Annotated in this window: 12 protein-coding genes; 7 read left to right on the forward strand and 5 right to left on the reverse strand. The window is 68.8% G+C overall.

Going from position 1 to position 13374, the window contains the following annotated elements; translation table 11 throughout:
* Window positions 1–145 precede the first annotated feature (145 nt).
* From ACZ48Z_RS40155 to ACZ48Z_RS40165, 3 genes are all read right to left on the reverse strand, one after another.
* The gene (locus tag ACZ48Z_RS40155) at window positions 146–1162 is read right to left on the reverse strand and encodes a zinc-dependent alcohol dehydrogenase family protein (protein WP_468740867.1); all 1017 of its coding nucleotides are present in this window, start codon (window positions 1160–1162) and stop codon (window positions 146–148) included.
* 35 nt (window positions 1163–1197) lie between these two features.
* Window positions 1198–1605, reverse strand: a complete 408-nt coding sequence (locus tag ACZ48Z_RS40160) for a (R)-mandelonitrile lyase (protein WP_468740868.1) — start codon at window positions 1603–1605, stop codon at window positions 1198–1200.
* A 100-nt stretch (window positions 1606–1705) separates the two neighbouring features.
* Window positions 1706–2038, reverse strand: a complete 333-nt coding sequence (locus ACZ48Z_RS40165; protein ID WP_468740869.1) for a carboxymuconolactone decarboxylase family protein — start codon at window positions 2036–2038, stop codon at window positions 1706–1708.
* A gap of 411 nt (window positions 2039–2449) precedes the next feature.
* Between ACZ48Z_RS40165 and ACZ48Z_RS40170 the strand changes: the two genes are divergently transcribed.
* The 3 genes from ACZ48Z_RS40170 (at window position 2450) to ACZ48Z_RS40180 (ending at window position 4774) form a co-directional block, all read left to right on the forward strand.
* A complete protein-coding gene (locus ACZ48Z_RS40170) occupies window positions 2450–3319 on the forward strand; it encodes a helix-turn-helix domain-containing protein (RefSeq protein ID WP_468740870.1) in 870 nt (289 codons plus the stop codon).
* A gap of 104 nt (window positions 3320–3423) precedes the next feature.
* Complete coding sequence (locus ACZ48Z_RS40175) at window positions 3424–4293, forward strand: helix-turn-helix transcriptional regulator (protein ID WP_468740871.1); 870 nt, start codon at window positions 3424–3426, stop codon at window positions 4291–4293.
* Between the two features lie 220 nt (window positions 4294–4513).
* Window positions 4514–4774: a hypothetical protein gene (locus ACZ48Z_RS40180; RefSeq protein ID WP_468740872.1), complete on the forward strand. Its 261-nt coding sequence runs from the start codon at window positions 4514–4516 to the stop codon at window positions 4772–4774.
* A gap of 256 nt (window positions 4775–5030) precedes the next feature.
* Here ACZ48Z_RS40180 and ACZ48Z_RS40185 read toward each other — a convergent pair whose 3' ends face one another.
* Entirely contained in the window at window positions 5031–6356 is a 1326-nt protein-coding gene (locus tag ACZ48Z_RS40185) for an SGNH/GDSL hydrolase family protein (protein ID WP_468740873.1), read from the reverse strand.
* 718 nt (window positions 6357–7074) lie between these two features.
* On the opposite strand from ACZ48Z_RS40185, the gene ACZ48Z_RS40190 reads away from it, so the two are divergent.
* Complete coding sequence (locus tag ACZ48Z_RS40190; RefSeq protein ID WP_468740874.1) at window positions 7075–8064, forward strand: aldo/keto reductase; 990 nt, start codon at window positions 7075–7077, stop codon at window positions 8062–8064.
* Between the two features lie 427 nt (window positions 8065–8491).
* Here the strand turns inward: ACZ48Z_RS40190 and ACZ48Z_RS40195 are convergent, their stop codons facing one another.
* A complete protein-coding gene (locus tag ACZ48Z_RS40195; protein ID WP_468740875.1) occupies window positions 8492–10504 on the reverse strand; it encodes an MDR family MFS transporter in 2013 nt (670 codons plus the stop codon).
* A gap of 313 nt (window positions 10505–10817) precedes the next feature.
* Between ACZ48Z_RS40195 and ACZ48Z_RS40200 the strand changes: the two genes are divergently transcribed.
* The 3 genes from ACZ48Z_RS40200 to ACZ48Z_RS40210 all read left to right on the forward strand — a co-directional run bounded on the left by ACZ48Z_RS40200 (window position 10818) and on the right by ACZ48Z_RS40210 (window position 13228).
* Window positions 10818–11144, forward strand: coding sequence for a hypothetical protein (locus ACZ48Z_RS40200; protein WP_468740876.1), 327 nt, complete (start codon window positions 10818–10820; stop codon window positions 11142–11144).
* Complete coding sequence (locus ACZ48Z_RS40205; RefSeq protein WP_468740910.1) at window positions 11108–12181, forward strand: MFS transporter; 1074 nt, start codon at window positions 11108–11110, stop codon at window positions 12179–12181. Before ACZ48Z_RS40200 ends, ACZ48Z_RS40205 begins: the two co-directional genes overlap by 37 nt.
* Window positions 12182–12265: 84 nt before the next feature.
* Window positions 12266–13228 (forward strand): SDR family NAD(P)-dependent oxidoreductase, encoded by a 963-nt coding sequence (locus tag ACZ48Z_RS40210; RefSeq protein ID WP_468740877.1) that lies wholly within the window; start codon window positions 12266–12268, stop codon window positions 13226–13228.
* Window positions 13229–13374: the final 146 nt, after the last annotated feature.

The raw sequence follows: 13374 nt of genomic DNA on the forward strand, positions 1-13374 counted from the left end.
GGGAGAAGGGTGGTCTCTTTCTTGTTAGGGTTTCCTGTCCTTTTTTTTTGGCGGTTTGTGGGGGTTGGGCCCCCCCGCCTTCTTTTGGGGGGGGGGGGGGGGGGGCCCCCCCCCCCCCCCCCCCCACCACAGCCTGAGCTGCAGGTCACGGGCGCAGCAATGCCTTGATGGCGCGGCGCTCGTCCATGGCCTTGTAACCTTCTGCGACCTCGTCCAGGGGCAGGGTGAGGTCGAAGACCTTGCCCGGGTTGATGCGACCGCCGACGACGCGGTCGATCAGATCGGGAAGGTAGGCGCGCACGGGAGCGGGGCCACCGCGCAGACCGACGTGGGAGAAGAAGAGCTCCTGGCCGTCGATCTGCACATCGTGCGGCATGCCGACGAAGCCGACGTTGCCGCCGGGGCGGGTGGACTGCAGGGCCTGGTGCATGGACTGCTGGGTACCGACGCATTCGAGGACGGACTCGGCGCCGATGCCGTTCGTCAGTTCCTTGACGCGGGCGACGCCTTCCTCGCCGCGTTCGGCGACGATGTCGGTCGCGCCGAACTCCAGTGCCAGCTTCTGCCGGGACTCGTGCCGGCTCATGGCGATGATGCGCTCGGCGCCCAGTTCCTTGGCGGCGATGACACCACACAGGCCCACCGCGCCGTCACCGACGACCACGGCCGTCGAACCAGGCCTGACCTCGGCCGCCTTGGCGGCGTACCAGCCGGTGCCCATGACGTCGGACAGTGTCAGCAGGCCGGGGATCAGCTCCTCGGCCGGCTGCTCCGGGGTGGCGACCAGAGTGCCGTCGGCGAGAGGGACGCGGACGTACTCGGCCTGGCAGCCGTTGGGGAAGTCCCGGTGCATGCAGTTGGTCTGGTAGCCGGCCTGGCAGTTCGGGCAGGTGTTGTCGGAGGCGATGAAGGAGCCGATGACGAACTGACCGGGCTTGACGGTCGATACGTCGCTGCCGACCTCCTCGACGATGCCGACGTACTCGTGGCCGATCGGCTGCGGCGTGGTGACCGGGTTGATGCCGCGGTAGCTCCACAGGTCGGAGCCGCACACACAGGTGGCGACAGTGCGGATGACCGCGTCCGTGGGCGCCACGATCTTCGGCTCCGGGGCGTCCTCCACCCGGATGTCCCCGGGCGCGTGAATGATGGTTGCTCGCATGATGGCTTCCCAGTTCCTATCGGTCTGTCGTGGCGTCAGGGGTGGGTACGGGTGCTGACGCGCGGGCCGTTGTAGTCGTCGTCCGGGACGTGTTCGAGCCACGTGGTGTCGTCCGTTTCCCACAGGGCGAGATGGACCATGAACTGGTCGGGCGCGGCACCGTGCCAGTGCTCCTCACCCGGGGGCGTGTGGATGACGTCGCCGGGATGGGCCTCGAGAATGTCACCGCCACGGGACTGCACCAGGGCGATGCCTTCGACGATGTGGAGGGTCTGGCCAAGAGCGTGGGAGTGCCAGGCGGTACGCGCTCCGGGAGTGAATCGGACCAGGTTGGCCCGCATCCGCGAGGGGTCCTCACCGCGGTAAATCACGTCGGCGTAGGCGTCGCCGGTGAACCACTCGGCCGGGAGCTTCATGGTGGGAGGCCGCTTCAGCAGTTCCATGGTGTGTCGTTCCTCTGGTGTGGTGCTGCCACCGGACCGCGCAACGGCGGTGTGTGGGGGAGAGAGCCCGTGTTGTGGGGTATGTGCGGGCGGAGGAGCATCAGTCCGACCGGTCGGACTTCTCCACGATCTCCTTGAGCTGGGTCATCGCGGTCATGGCGTTGGGCCATCCGGCGTAGAAGGCGAGATGGGTGATGGTCTCGATCAGTTCGTCCTTGGTCACGCCGTTCTCCAGCGCCTTGCCGAGGTGGAAGCCGAGCTGGTCGGATCGGTACAGGGCGGCGAGAGCGGTGACGGTGACGAGGCTGCGGTCGCGCGGGGACAGACCCGGCCGCTCCCAGATGTCACCGAACAGGACGGTGTCGGTCACCTCCGCGAGCTTGGCGGCGAACTCCTGAATGGCAGGCGGCGCGAACTTCTTCCGTTCGGACATGAGGTGGTGCTCCTGGCGTGGTTTCGGGTGGGGGGACACGCTGCCCGGCCGTCGACCGGGGCTGGGCGGATTGCTGACCGAGGACCGAGGCGAGGGCGGGAGGAGGGGTGGCACACGCGGCTTTCGAGGCGTTCCGGCACGGGCGCCAGGTCTGTGGGGCCACCGGTGAGGGCCAGCGCGTTGCCGAGGAAGGGGACATCCGTCCGCACTGTCTGGCCTCGCTTCCTCCGCCTTCCACGGGAATACTGGATATCGGTGACATTCGGGAAAACATTCTTTCCGGCGGCCACGTCACCGACCCTGTCACTTTCCCAGGAACCTGCAAGGGGAGAATTTCATCCGGGGATCCCCTTATCCAGGGGAGAAATCCTTACCCCCCTCCCGGCGGTCGAGCGATGCCACACTGGCGTCATGGCCGGCGACGCGCATCTGAATGAGCTGGGAGAAATCCTCAAGGCGCGGAGGGCCGAGCTGACTCCGCGCGCCGTCGGTCTTCCCGACACCGGTGGCCGACGTGTGCCCGGTCTGCGCAGGGAGGAGGTCGCTCTGCTGGCCGCCATCAGCACCGACTACTACACACGGCTGGAGCAGGGCCGCATCAAGCCGTCCGCGTCAGTGCTGGCCGCGCTCGCCCAGGTGCTGCGCCTGTCGGATCACCAGCGTGACCACTTGTTCGAGCTGGGGGGCCGACAACGGGCACGACACCGCCGTCCGGCCGCGCAGAAGGCGCATCCGCAGTTGCGCCGCCTGCTCGACGATCTCACCTCGAGTCCTGGCGTGGTGATCGGCCGCCGTATGGACATCCTGGCGTGGAATCCGCTCGCAGTCGCCCTGTTCACCGATTTCGCGAAGGTGCCGGAGGGCAGGCGGAACTGCGTCCGCATCCTCTTCACCGATCCCTCCATGCGGACGCTCTACGCGGACTGGCGGGCCGTCGCCCGTGACTGCGTGTCCCATCTGCGCGGGGAGGCCGCCAAATACCCTGAGGATCCGCAGTTGATCAGCTTGGTCGGTGAACTCTCCGTGGAGGACAGGGAATTCGGTCAGTGGTGGGGTGGTCGTCGAGCGCCGTCGAGCAAGGCGGGCGTCAAGAGGTTCTGCCATCCCCTCGTGGGTGAACTAGTCCTGGACTGGGACACCCTCGTCTGCGGCGGCGATCCCGATCAGGAACTCGTTGTCTGGACGGCGGAGCCGGGCACGCCGTCGTACGACGGTCTGCGCGCCCTCGCCTCGCAGACCACCGGTCGGCCCGACGGGCTCACGTCCGGTCAGCCCGGCTGATACGCCCATCGCCTCGGTCCCGCCGCTTCGCGAGGGACGGATGGCAGACCCGGGAGAAAAACTTCCCCCTTACATTTCGGCTGAACGATGTGACACTCACTTCCATGTACACCAAAGTGCGATTTCCTGAACTGGGAGAATTCCTCAAGGTGTGCCGGGCCCAGCTCAGCCCGCGGACCGTCGGTCTGCCCGAGTCCGGTACGCCCCGGCGCGTGCCGGGGCTGCGTCGGGAGGAGGTCGCTCGCCTCGTGGGGATCAGCACCCACGCCTACGCCCGGCTGGAACAGGGGCGTGCCCCGGTGCCGCGGACTGTGCTCGCCGCGCTCGCCGATGTCCTGCACCTCGACGACGCCCAGCGCGACCACCTCTTCGAGCTGGCTGCGGGGGGTGAGTGTGAATCGCGCCGTCGGCCGGTGCAGAAGGTGCACCCGCAGCTCAGACGCATCCTGGACGAGCTGACCGCGACCCCGGCGCTTGTCCTCGGACGGCGTCTCGACATCCTCGCCTGGAATCCTCTGGCGGCCGCTCTGCTCACCGACTTCGACAACGTGTCCGCCAGGAAGCGCAACTTCGCGCGGCTGATGTTCACCGACCCCGCCTTCCGAGAGCTCTGCCTCGACTGGAGGACGAACGCCCGCACCTGTGTCGCCCATCTGCGCACGGAGGCCGCCCGGCATCCCGGCGACCCCGGATTGACCGCCCTCGTCGGCGAATTGTCCGTCGCCGACGCCGACTTCCGGCAGTGGTGGGCAGGGCGCCAGATGCCCGGCAGGCGGATGGGCACCAAGCGGCTGCGCCACCCGATCGTCGGCGACCTCACCCTCGACTGGGACAGCCTGACCTGCACCGCCGACCCCACGCAGAAGCTGGTGGTCGCGACCGCCGATCCCGGTACCCCCTCCCACGACGGGCTGCTGTTCCTGGCGTCATGGACCGCGGAACCTGACCAGCCCGCGCAGGATGCGGCAGCTTGAGTTCTCCGGGTCCAGGTGACTCGCCGACAGCCGCAGGATTGGCGGATCGTGGAGGCCGCCCGACGCGGAGGCCAGGCCCCCGCTGTGGAGGGCCTGGGCGAGGGGTGGGGCGCTGCGCCTACCCACACCCGGAAACGGGGCATGCCCTGGGGCCATGTGTGACGGGCGCGGCCCCGGGGCGCCGAGAGCGGTGCGAGTGTCGCCGTCGGAGCCCGACGACTTGCAACGGCAACTCGTCGACCAGTTCGACCAGTTCGACAAGGTCCATCGGCCGGTCGGGGCCCCGCCAGTCGCCGGGCGGTTCGGCGAAGGAGTCCTGGCGGCGGCCCACAGCCTTGCCGGCCTCAAGCCCCGCATCGGTGAGGGGCGGATTCATGCCCTCGCGGACGGCCGGACGGCGCTGTCCGATCTCGTCCAAGGCGCCCTGGACCACCGGCAGCGGCACCTCGCTGAACTCGGCGAGCCGCGTCGACGGCAGTGACCGTGTCGGCCACAGCCCGCAGTAGCAGGGCGGGAGTTCGACCGTGGCACGCGGACCGGCTTCGATCTCCGAGAGGGGTGTCGAAGGCGACGGGGCCGGAAGTCGGCGTGTGCCCAGGCTCATCCGTGCGCGCACCCGCCTTGTCCAGAGACTGTCTCTTCTTTGAGTCGGGCTGCTGGTCGGCGTCTTCAGCCATGGCGCCGCGAATCTCGTTCCCCTGCAACGCCGTGCCGCTCTGTGCATCGGACCGTGCGGGTCAGTGCAACTGCGCGAGGTCGATGGCGTTCGCCATTGCCTGGTCGCCCAAGGAGTTCGGGTGCAGGTGGTCTCCGCTGTCGTAGGCGGCGCGGAGCTTCAGTGGGTCGGACGGGTCGGCGACGGTCTTGGCGAAGTCGATGGTGCCGTCGAAGGCGTGACTGGTGAGGATCCAGTGGTTGACCTTCTGGCGGATCGCGTCGCCGGAGGCGGTGTAGTAGGGGCCTCCCTTGGTGTTGGTGTAGGCGGCGTCCTTGTAGGGCAGGAGGGTGCCGCCGTAGATGCGGACGTGGGCGGCGTGCGCCTTGGCGATGAGGGCGCGGTAGCCGTCGATCAGGTCCCGGGCGGTGAGTGGCTTGCCGTTGGGGCCCGCGTTGTTGCCGATGTCGTTGATGCCTTCGAGCAGGATCACGCTGCGGACCCGGGGCGCGCCGAGGGCGTCGTGGGCGAAGCGGTCCGATCCGCTGACGCCGAGTTCGGGCTCGGCGGCCGGTGCGTCGGTCAAGAGCCGGTTGCCGCTGATACCCGCGTTCACAACGCCCACGCGGCTGCCACCCGGCTGCGAAGTGAGGCGGCGGGCAAGGTCGTCCGGCCAGCGGGTGTCGGTGCCGGGCGAAGAGGCGAATCCGTCGGTGATGGAGTCGCCGAAGGCGACCAGCGTGCCGCGAGCGCGGGGGTTGAGAACCTCCAGGCCGTCCAGGAAATACCAGGAGCTGGTCGTGCGGGGGTAGTCCTGGGTGCCGGTGTCCGCGGTGTGGTCGCCCGTCGTGGAGACGTAGCTGGTGTCCCGGGCCACGGAGTGGAAGGTGGCGGGCCCGGTCCTCTTCGGCAGATAGACGCTCACCAACAGATCCTCATCGGCGGCGGTGGTGAAGTCGACGGCGTCACTGCGGAGTTCACCTCCTGCCGGGACCACTGCTCCGGTAGCGCCGTGAAAGGTGACCTTGTGCCGGGTGCGGGCGGCGACACTCCCGCCCGAGGTGCGTACGGCGACGTTGACGGCGCCGATCACCAGCGGCGCGCTGCCGTACTCGTTACTCAGCCGCAGCCGCACCTTCTGTCCCGCGACGGTGGTGTGCACCACCATCCGCACTGTCCGCTCGGAGAAACCCGGCCCGCCGGCCGTCATGCCCGCTTCCCAGCCACCGACCCATGGGTGTCCTTGGTGCTCTGCCGCACTCGCCGCCGTCCCGGAAGCGGCAAGCGCCCAGGACACCAGCAGTGCCAACGTGACCTTGTGGGTACGTCGGGTGCGGAACTTCATGGTCATCCACTCCTTCTTTTCGTTCGACAGGACGTTCATGGTGGCGCCCGGCTCAGGTGGCATGTGGCGGGTGCCTCCTCGGTGTCGGTGGACTGGGTCAGCCGTCGGGGTGTTGGCGTCGTACATCTCGCGGACGACGACGTTCTGGGATCCCAACCGACGGTGTTGCCATGTGCGCTGTGGTCACGCCCTTGCAGCATTGCCCCGAATGCCCGCGCCAAGGGGGTAAGGATTTGTACCTGGATAGGTGACGCTCAGGCGGGAACGCGGCTGTCCGCAGGTCTTCTCAAGCCGGAACCTGATGCGGGATTCGGGAATCCCCGACTGTCTTTCGTGTGACCCGTAGGCAACCGAGCGCAATGGAGTAGCCGAACCATGGCACCGGAGAAATTGGCACCTGCCGAAAGCGAGCGCCAGACCGCGAGATGCTCGACTTCTGTGCTGAGTACTCGTCGGCGCCGACATCGAGGTGATCTCCTCCTACCAGGGCAGCGAGGCTTGCAACGCAAGTCGGCCTGCGACGTCCGCTACCGCTCAGACATCGACGACGCCACTGTCTCCTGATCTGCGTAGGGCCGTGCGCCGGGTCGGCAGCCGCTCGACCGCAGACCCCGCGCGTCGCATCTGAGGCGTGCACGGCCGCCACACCCCCACACCAGCACGGCGGAGCACACCGTCGCCCCGGGTGGCCCGTCGACGACACGACGGCCGCCTCCGGACACTCCGGCCGTGTGCGGAACGGTCACGTAGCCGTCCCGCGCCGCCAAGGAAAGGACACCACATGCACTACGCACACCTCGGCCGCAGCGGCCTGAAGGTCAGCCGCCTGGCACTGGGCACCATGAACTTCGGCGACGCCACGGACGAGGCCACCAGTTTCAAGATCATGGATGCGGCGATGGACGCGGGCATCAACCTGTTCGACACCGCCGACGTGTACGGCGGCCCGCAGTCACCCGACATGAAGCAGGGCTACGGCCTGTCGGAAGAGATCATCGGGCACTGGCTCGCCCAGGGCGGCGGACGCCGAGACCGGGTCGTGCTGGCCACCAAGCTGTACCAGCCCATGGGCCCGGGCCCGAACGACAAGTATCTGTCCGCGTACAAGATCCGCCGGGCGGTCGAGGCCAGCCTTCTGCGCCTGCAGACCGACCACATCGACCTGTACCAGATGCACCACATCGACCGGTCGACGCCGTGGGAGGAGATCTGGCAGGCCATGGAGCAGCTGGTCCGCGAGGGCAAGATCACCTACGTCGGCAGCAGCAATTTCGCCGGGTGGCAGATCGCCACCGCCCAGAACGCGGCAGTCAATCGCCACTTCATGGGCCTGGTGTCCGAGCAGAGCGTCTACAACCTCACCGCACGGACCGTCGAGCTGGAGGTGATTCCCGCCCTGCGCCACTACGGGATCGGGCTCATCCCATGGAGCCCGCTGGGCGGCGGCCTCCTCGGTGGAGTCCTGCAGAAGATCGAGAACGGCCGCCGCGCTTCTGCCCAGATGCAGCAGACCATCGAGCGGTACCGGCCCCAGCTGGAGGAGTACGAGGCCCTGTGCGCCGAGATCGGCGCACAGCCCGCCGACGTCGCGCTGGCCTGGCTGCTGCACAACCCCGTCCTCACGGCCGTGATGGCAGGCCCCCGCACGCCCGAGCAGCTCGCGGCCAGCCGGCGGGCTCTCGACGTGCATCTGTCGGACGACACCCTGCGCAGGCTTGATGAGATCTGGCCCGGCCCCGGTGGAGAGGCCCCCGAGGCATACGCCTGGTAGACCACGCAACGGCCGATCCGTGAGCGGGGCGGAATGGTGCCTGCTGATCCCGTTGCAGTTTCTGCGGCCAGGGAGTGGAGCAGGCGGTCCTCCTGTCGCCTGACGATCGAACTCCAGGTGATACGGCGCCCGGCTCATGGAGGGCGCGGTGAAGACATGCTCAGCCGTGATGCCCAGCGCGTGGCGGCGCGCCGCCAGAATGCGCAGTCCGGAGGCGGCGGAGAGCAACACCCGCGACACCCGCGCCAGTTCGGCGCAGGCCCTCCTCCTCAGATCGGGCCCTGACCGATGGCCCATCTGCCCATATCGGAAGTGCGAGGAAGCCCTCGAAGCCCTCAAAGACCTCTTCGACCAGCAGGCCACTGGCGGGCAAGCAGGGCCCGTTCGCCGCTCCACACGGCGCGCATGCGGTCCACCGCCAGCGCGATCAGCCGGCCCGCCCCCTGTTCGAGCCCGGTAACTGCGATGTCAGGTCCTCGACCAGTTCGACCAGGTCCGTCGGCCGGTCGGGCCCCCACCAGTCGCCGAGCAGTTCGGCGAAGGCGTCCTCGCGCGCGGCCGACAGCTTCGCCGCGGCCTCGTGCCCGGCGTCGGTGAGGAGCAGGTCCATGCCCTCGCGTGTGGCCAGGTGCTGCTGCTCGATCTGCTGCAGGGCAGCCTGGATCACCGGCAGCGGCACATGGCTGTATTCGGCGAGCCGCGTCGGCGACAGCGACCGTTCCGGGCGCAGTGCTCGCAGCAGCAGCCAACTGGAGGCGGGCAGCAGGTCGTAGCCGGCCTTGGCGGTGATCTTCTCGTAGATCCCGCGCCGTCCCTCCCGTGATCCGAGCACGGACAGGGCCCGCTGCACCTCCTCGCGGGAGAAGCGGTGCACGGGGTGGGCGCTGAGGGTCTGCGCCAGGTCGGGCGCGGTGACCGAACCGCGCAGCCTGTCCTCCTTGAGCAGCCAGGACAGCGCGAAGGCGAGCAGAACGATCGGGGCCGCGTAGAGGAAGACGTCGGTGATCGAGGTGGCGTACGCGTGCAGTGCGGGCGGGCGCAGCTCGGGCGGGAGTCGGGCGATGGCACGCGGGTCGGCTTCGAGCGCGGCGGCCGTCTCCGGCGGCGCCGAACCGGTGAAGGCGCCGCGCAGCTTGTCGTCGAGCCGGCCGGTGAAGACCGTGCCGAAGACGGCGACACCGAAGGCGGAGCCGATCGAGCGGAAGAAGGTGACTCCCGAGGTGGCGACGCCCAGGTCCTCGTACGACACCGCGTTCTGCACGATCAGTACGAGCACCTGCATGACCAGGCCGAGCCCGAGGCCGAAGACGAAGAAGCACAGGCTCATCTCGATGTCGCCGGACGACTCCCTGAGCCGGTGCAGCAACAGCAGCCCCACGGCGGTGACGGCGGTGCCGAGTACCGGGAACACCTTCCAGCGCCCGGTACGCGAGACGATCTGGCCCGACACCGTGGACGTCAGCAGCAGTCCGAGCACCATCGGCAGCATGTGCACACCTGACATGGTGGGCGACACTCCACGCACGACCTGCAGGAACGTCGGCAGATAGGTCATCGCGCCGAACATCGCGAAGCCGATCACGAAGCTGATCGCGGAGGAGAGCGTGAACGTGCGGATCCGGAACAGCTTCAGCGGAAGCACCGGTTCGGCGGCCTTGCGCTCGACGAACAGGAACCACACGAGCAGTACGGCGCCCAGGACCGCGGTCCCGGTCAGCGGGGCCGACGTCCATCCCCAGGTCCTGCCGCCGAGCGAGGTCACCAGGATCAGACAGGTGGCGACGGCCGCGATCAGGAGCGTGCCGAGGTAGTCGATCCGGTGCTTCTCGGCCCGGACGGGGATGCGGAGCGCGGCGGCGATCACGAGCAGGGCGACGGCACCGACGGGCAGGTTGACGTAGAAGACCCAGCGCCAGCTGAGCTGGTCCACGAACAGCCCGCCGAGCAACGGCCCCAGGACGCTGGTCGCGCCGAAGACGGCACCGAACAGTCCCTGGTAGCGGCCCCGGTCCCGGGGCGGCACGATGTCGCCCACGATCGCCATCGACAGGACCATCAGGCCACCGCCGCCGAGGCCCTGAACGGCGCGGAAGGCGATCAGCTGGGACATGTCCTGCGCCAGTCCGCACAGCGCCGATCCGACCAGGAAGATCACGATCGCGGCCTGGAAGAGCCTCTTGCGCCCGTACTGGTCGCCGAGTTTGCCCCACAGCGGGGTCGCCGCGGTCGAGGCGAGCAGGTAGGCGGTGACGACCCAGGACAGATGGCTCATCCCGCCGAGGTCGCTGACGATCGTCGGCAGCGCGGTGGAGACGATCGTCTGGTCGAGTGCCGAGATGAGCATGCCGAGCAGCAGCGCGCCGATGGACATCCGCACCCCGTGCCGGTGTCCCGCCGCCCCCTGCGGGTCTGCCGCCCGTTCGCCCAGCTCCTGGGCCATTGCCGCCTCCTGAAATCGAATTCTTCGTGAACTTGGCGGGCGCGGCATACGTCGGAATTCACATATCTGTCCGGCGTGACTGACGATATCTACGCGGCAGGAAATGCACATCGCTGCGTGAGGGGGAGGGATCCGTCCCCTGGATAACTCGTACCGGGGAGGGAAAACTTCTCTTTACTTTCTCCTCGGCAACAGCAAATTTGTTGTCGAACGCAGAACTGCGCAGAGGGATACGCAGACGGGCCGCGTCGCCTCGGGGGCCATGGCGAACGTCCGCCCTGTCCGGTCCCGGGTCGAAGGAAGCGAGTCACGGATGACCAGAGCCGTACCTCCGGCGAGTAGCGCCGTCAGTTCTCCGGCAGCCACGATGCGGGCCGGCGTACTGCTTCCCGTCGCGCTGGTCGCCGCCTACTACGGCGCCTATGTCGCGGTGATGTCCCCGCCCACTGTCAGCATGGCGCTGCGCGTGCGTGACGTGGTCGGCGCGGGCCAACGGGTCTCCACGTTGAGCACGGTGCTGTCCGTCGGCGCCTTCGCCGCCGCGATCGCCTCCCCGCTCCTGGGCGCGCTGTCCGACCGCTGCTCGATTTCATCGGCCGCGACCTGCACGCCTCCACCACCCTCGCGGGCTGGCTCGTGACAGCCACACAGCTCGGCTACGCGGCCGGAGCACTGCTGCTGGTGCCACTCGGCGATGTCCTCGACCGGCGCCGGTTCATCCCCGGGATGATGCTCTGCGCGGCCCTCGCCCTCATCGCCTGCGCGCTCGCCCCGTCCATCGGCTCGCTCCTGGTCGCGGTCACCCTCCTGGGCCTGACCACGGTCAGCGGACAACTGCTCACCCCACTCGCCGGTGACCTCGCCGGCGACACCAACCGCGGGCGGGTGGTGGGGACGGTGGTCTCCGGGCTGCTCATCGGCATCCTCACCTCCCGCACCATCAGCGGACTCCTCGCGGATGCCGCCGGATGGCGCGCCATCTACTTCGTCGCCGCAGCGGTCTCCGCCGCCTTCGCGTTGCTTCTTCACCGTACGATCCCGCCGCTCGCCCCGAAGGCCCGCCTCTCCTACCCGCAATTGCTGCTCTCGGTCTGGCACGTCATCCGGCAGGAGCGGGCAGTGCGCTGGACCCTGTTCCTCGGCGCCACCGCCTTCGGCGTCTTCACCATGTTCTGGACCGCCCTGACGTTCCTGCTGAGCGCGGAGCCGTTCTCCTACTCGGTCTCCGTCATCGGCCTGTTCGGCCTTGTGGGCCTGGCCGGGGCGCTTGCCGCCCAGCGCGCGGGCCGGCTCCACGACCGGGGCCTGTCGATGCCGGCGACCGGATGGGGATGGGCCGCGATCGTGGTCTCCTTCGTCGTCGCGGCCTTCGCCGGCCGTTCCGCAGCGGGGATCATCGTGGCCGTCCTGCTGCTCGACATCGCCGTACAGGGCGTGAACATCCTCAACCAGACACGGCTGTTCGCGCTCGCGCCGGGGGCCCGCAGCCGGCTCAACACGGCCTTCGTCACCTGCAACTTCCTCGGCGGTGCGGCAGGCTCCGCCGCCGCCTCCGTCCTGTGGTCGGGCGGCGGCTGGACAGCCGTCTCCCTGACCGGCGCCGGCCTCGGCTGCGTCGCACTCCTCGCGTGGGGCCTTGGTCGCCGCGGACCGCTTCTCAACAAGCGACGAGCCTGAACGCCTGCCCTTGCACTGTCAGTTGTGGGTGACAGGCATCGAAACCAAGATTTTTCCGCTGCTCAAGTTTGGAGCGTTTCAGAGATGACCACCACACAGCACAAGATCGGTTCGGGCTACGACGCCACGAGTACCGCCGACGACGTCCTCCAGGGCATCGACCTGAGCGGGAAGCTCGCGATCGTCACCGGCGGCTATTCGGGCATCGGCCTGGAGACCACCCGTGCGCTCAGCCGCGCCGGTGCCCGTGTCGTCGTCCCCGCGCGCAGGCCGGCCGATGCGCAAGAGGCGCTGGACGGGGTTCCCGGAGTCGAGGTGGACGAGCTGGACCTCGGCGACCTGGAAAGCGTGCGCGGCTTTGCCGAGCGATTCCTCGCCTCAAGCAGGAGTGTCGACTTCGTCGTCGACAGCGCCGGGATCATGGCATGCCCCGAAACGCGGGTCGGGCCCGGTTGGGAGGCCCAGTTCGCGATCAACCATCTCGGCCACTTCGCCCTCGTCAACCGTCTGTGGTCGGCCCTTGAAACCGGCGGCGCACGGGTCGTCTCCATTTCCTCCGGCGGCCATCACATGTCCGGCATCCGCTGGGACGACGTCCAGTGGGAGCGGGGTTACGACAAGTGGCAGGCGTACGGGCAGGCGAAGACCGCGAACGCGCTCTTCGCCGTGCACCTGGACAGGCTCGGCAAGGACTCCGGCGTCCGCGCCTTCGCCGTGCATCCCGGCGTCATCATCACGCCGCTCCTGCGGCACGTTCCCGAGGCGGAGAGGGTGGAGTTCGGCTGGTTCGACGAGGATGGCAACCTGCGCGACCCCGACTTCTTCAAGACCCCGCAGCGGGGCGCGGCCACGCAGGTGTGGGCGGCGACGTCTCCTCAGCTGGCCGACCTGGGTGGCCTCTACCTTGAGGACTGTGACGTCGCCGACCCCGCTCCAGCCGACGGCGAGATGCGCGGTGTCAAGGACTGGGCGACCGACCCCGAGCAGGCGGCACGCCTGTGGGAGCTGTCGGCGGAGCTGACGGACGTGAACGCGTTCGCCGCGTAGTGCGTGTCCGCCCTGGAACTGATTCCTCATGGCTGCGGGGGGGGGGGGGGGGGGGGGCGGGGGGGGGGGGGGGGGGGGGGGGGGGGGGGGGGAGGCGGGGGGGGGGGGGGGGGGGGGGGGGAAGGGGGAAGAGGGGAGGGGGAGGG

Source organism: Streptomyces sp. NPDC031225 (assembly GCF_055570355.1).

Coding starts and splice junctions, on each gene's coding strand:
- ACZ48Z_RS40160 (WP_468740868.1), bottom strand. CDS start 1,605: ATGGAACTGCTGAAGCGGCCTCCCACCATGAAGCTCCCGGCCGAGTGG.
- ACZ48Z_RS40175 (WP_468740871.1), top strand. CDS start 3,424: ATGTACACCAAAGTGCGATTTCCTGAACTGGGAGAATTCCTCAAGGTG.
- ACZ48Z_RS40195 (WP_468740875.1), bottom strand. CDS start 10,504: ATGGCCCAGGAGCTGGGCGAACGGGCGGCAGACCCGCAGGGGGCGGCG.
- ACZ48Z_RS40170 (WP_468740870.1), top strand. CDS start 2,450: ATGGCCGGCGACGCGCATCTGAATGAGCTGGGAGAAATCCTCAAGGCG.
- ACZ48Z_RS40185 (WP_468740873.1), bottom strand. CDS start 6,356: ATGCCACCTGAGCCGGGCGCCACCATGAACGTCCTGTCGAACGAAAAG.
- ACZ48Z_RS40200 (WP_468740876.1), top strand. CDS start 10,818: ATGACCAGAGCCGTACCTCCGGCGAGTAGCGCCGTCAGTTCTCCGGCA.
- ACZ48Z_RS40155 (WP_468740867.1), bottom strand. CDS start 1,162: ATGCGAGCAACCATCATTCACGCGCCCGGGGACATCCGGGTGGAGGAC.
- ACZ48Z_RS40190 (WP_468740874.1), top strand. CDS start 7,075: ATGCACTACGCACACCTCGGCCGCAGCGGCCTGAAGGTCAGCCGCCTG.
- ACZ48Z_RS40165 (WP_468740869.1), bottom strand. CDS start 2,038: ATGTCCGAACGGAAGAAGTTCGCGCCGCCTGCCATTCAGGAGTTCGCC.
- ACZ48Z_RS40210 (WP_468740877.1), top strand. CDS start 12,266: ATGACCACCACACAGCACAAGATCGGTTCGGGCTACGACGCCACGAGT.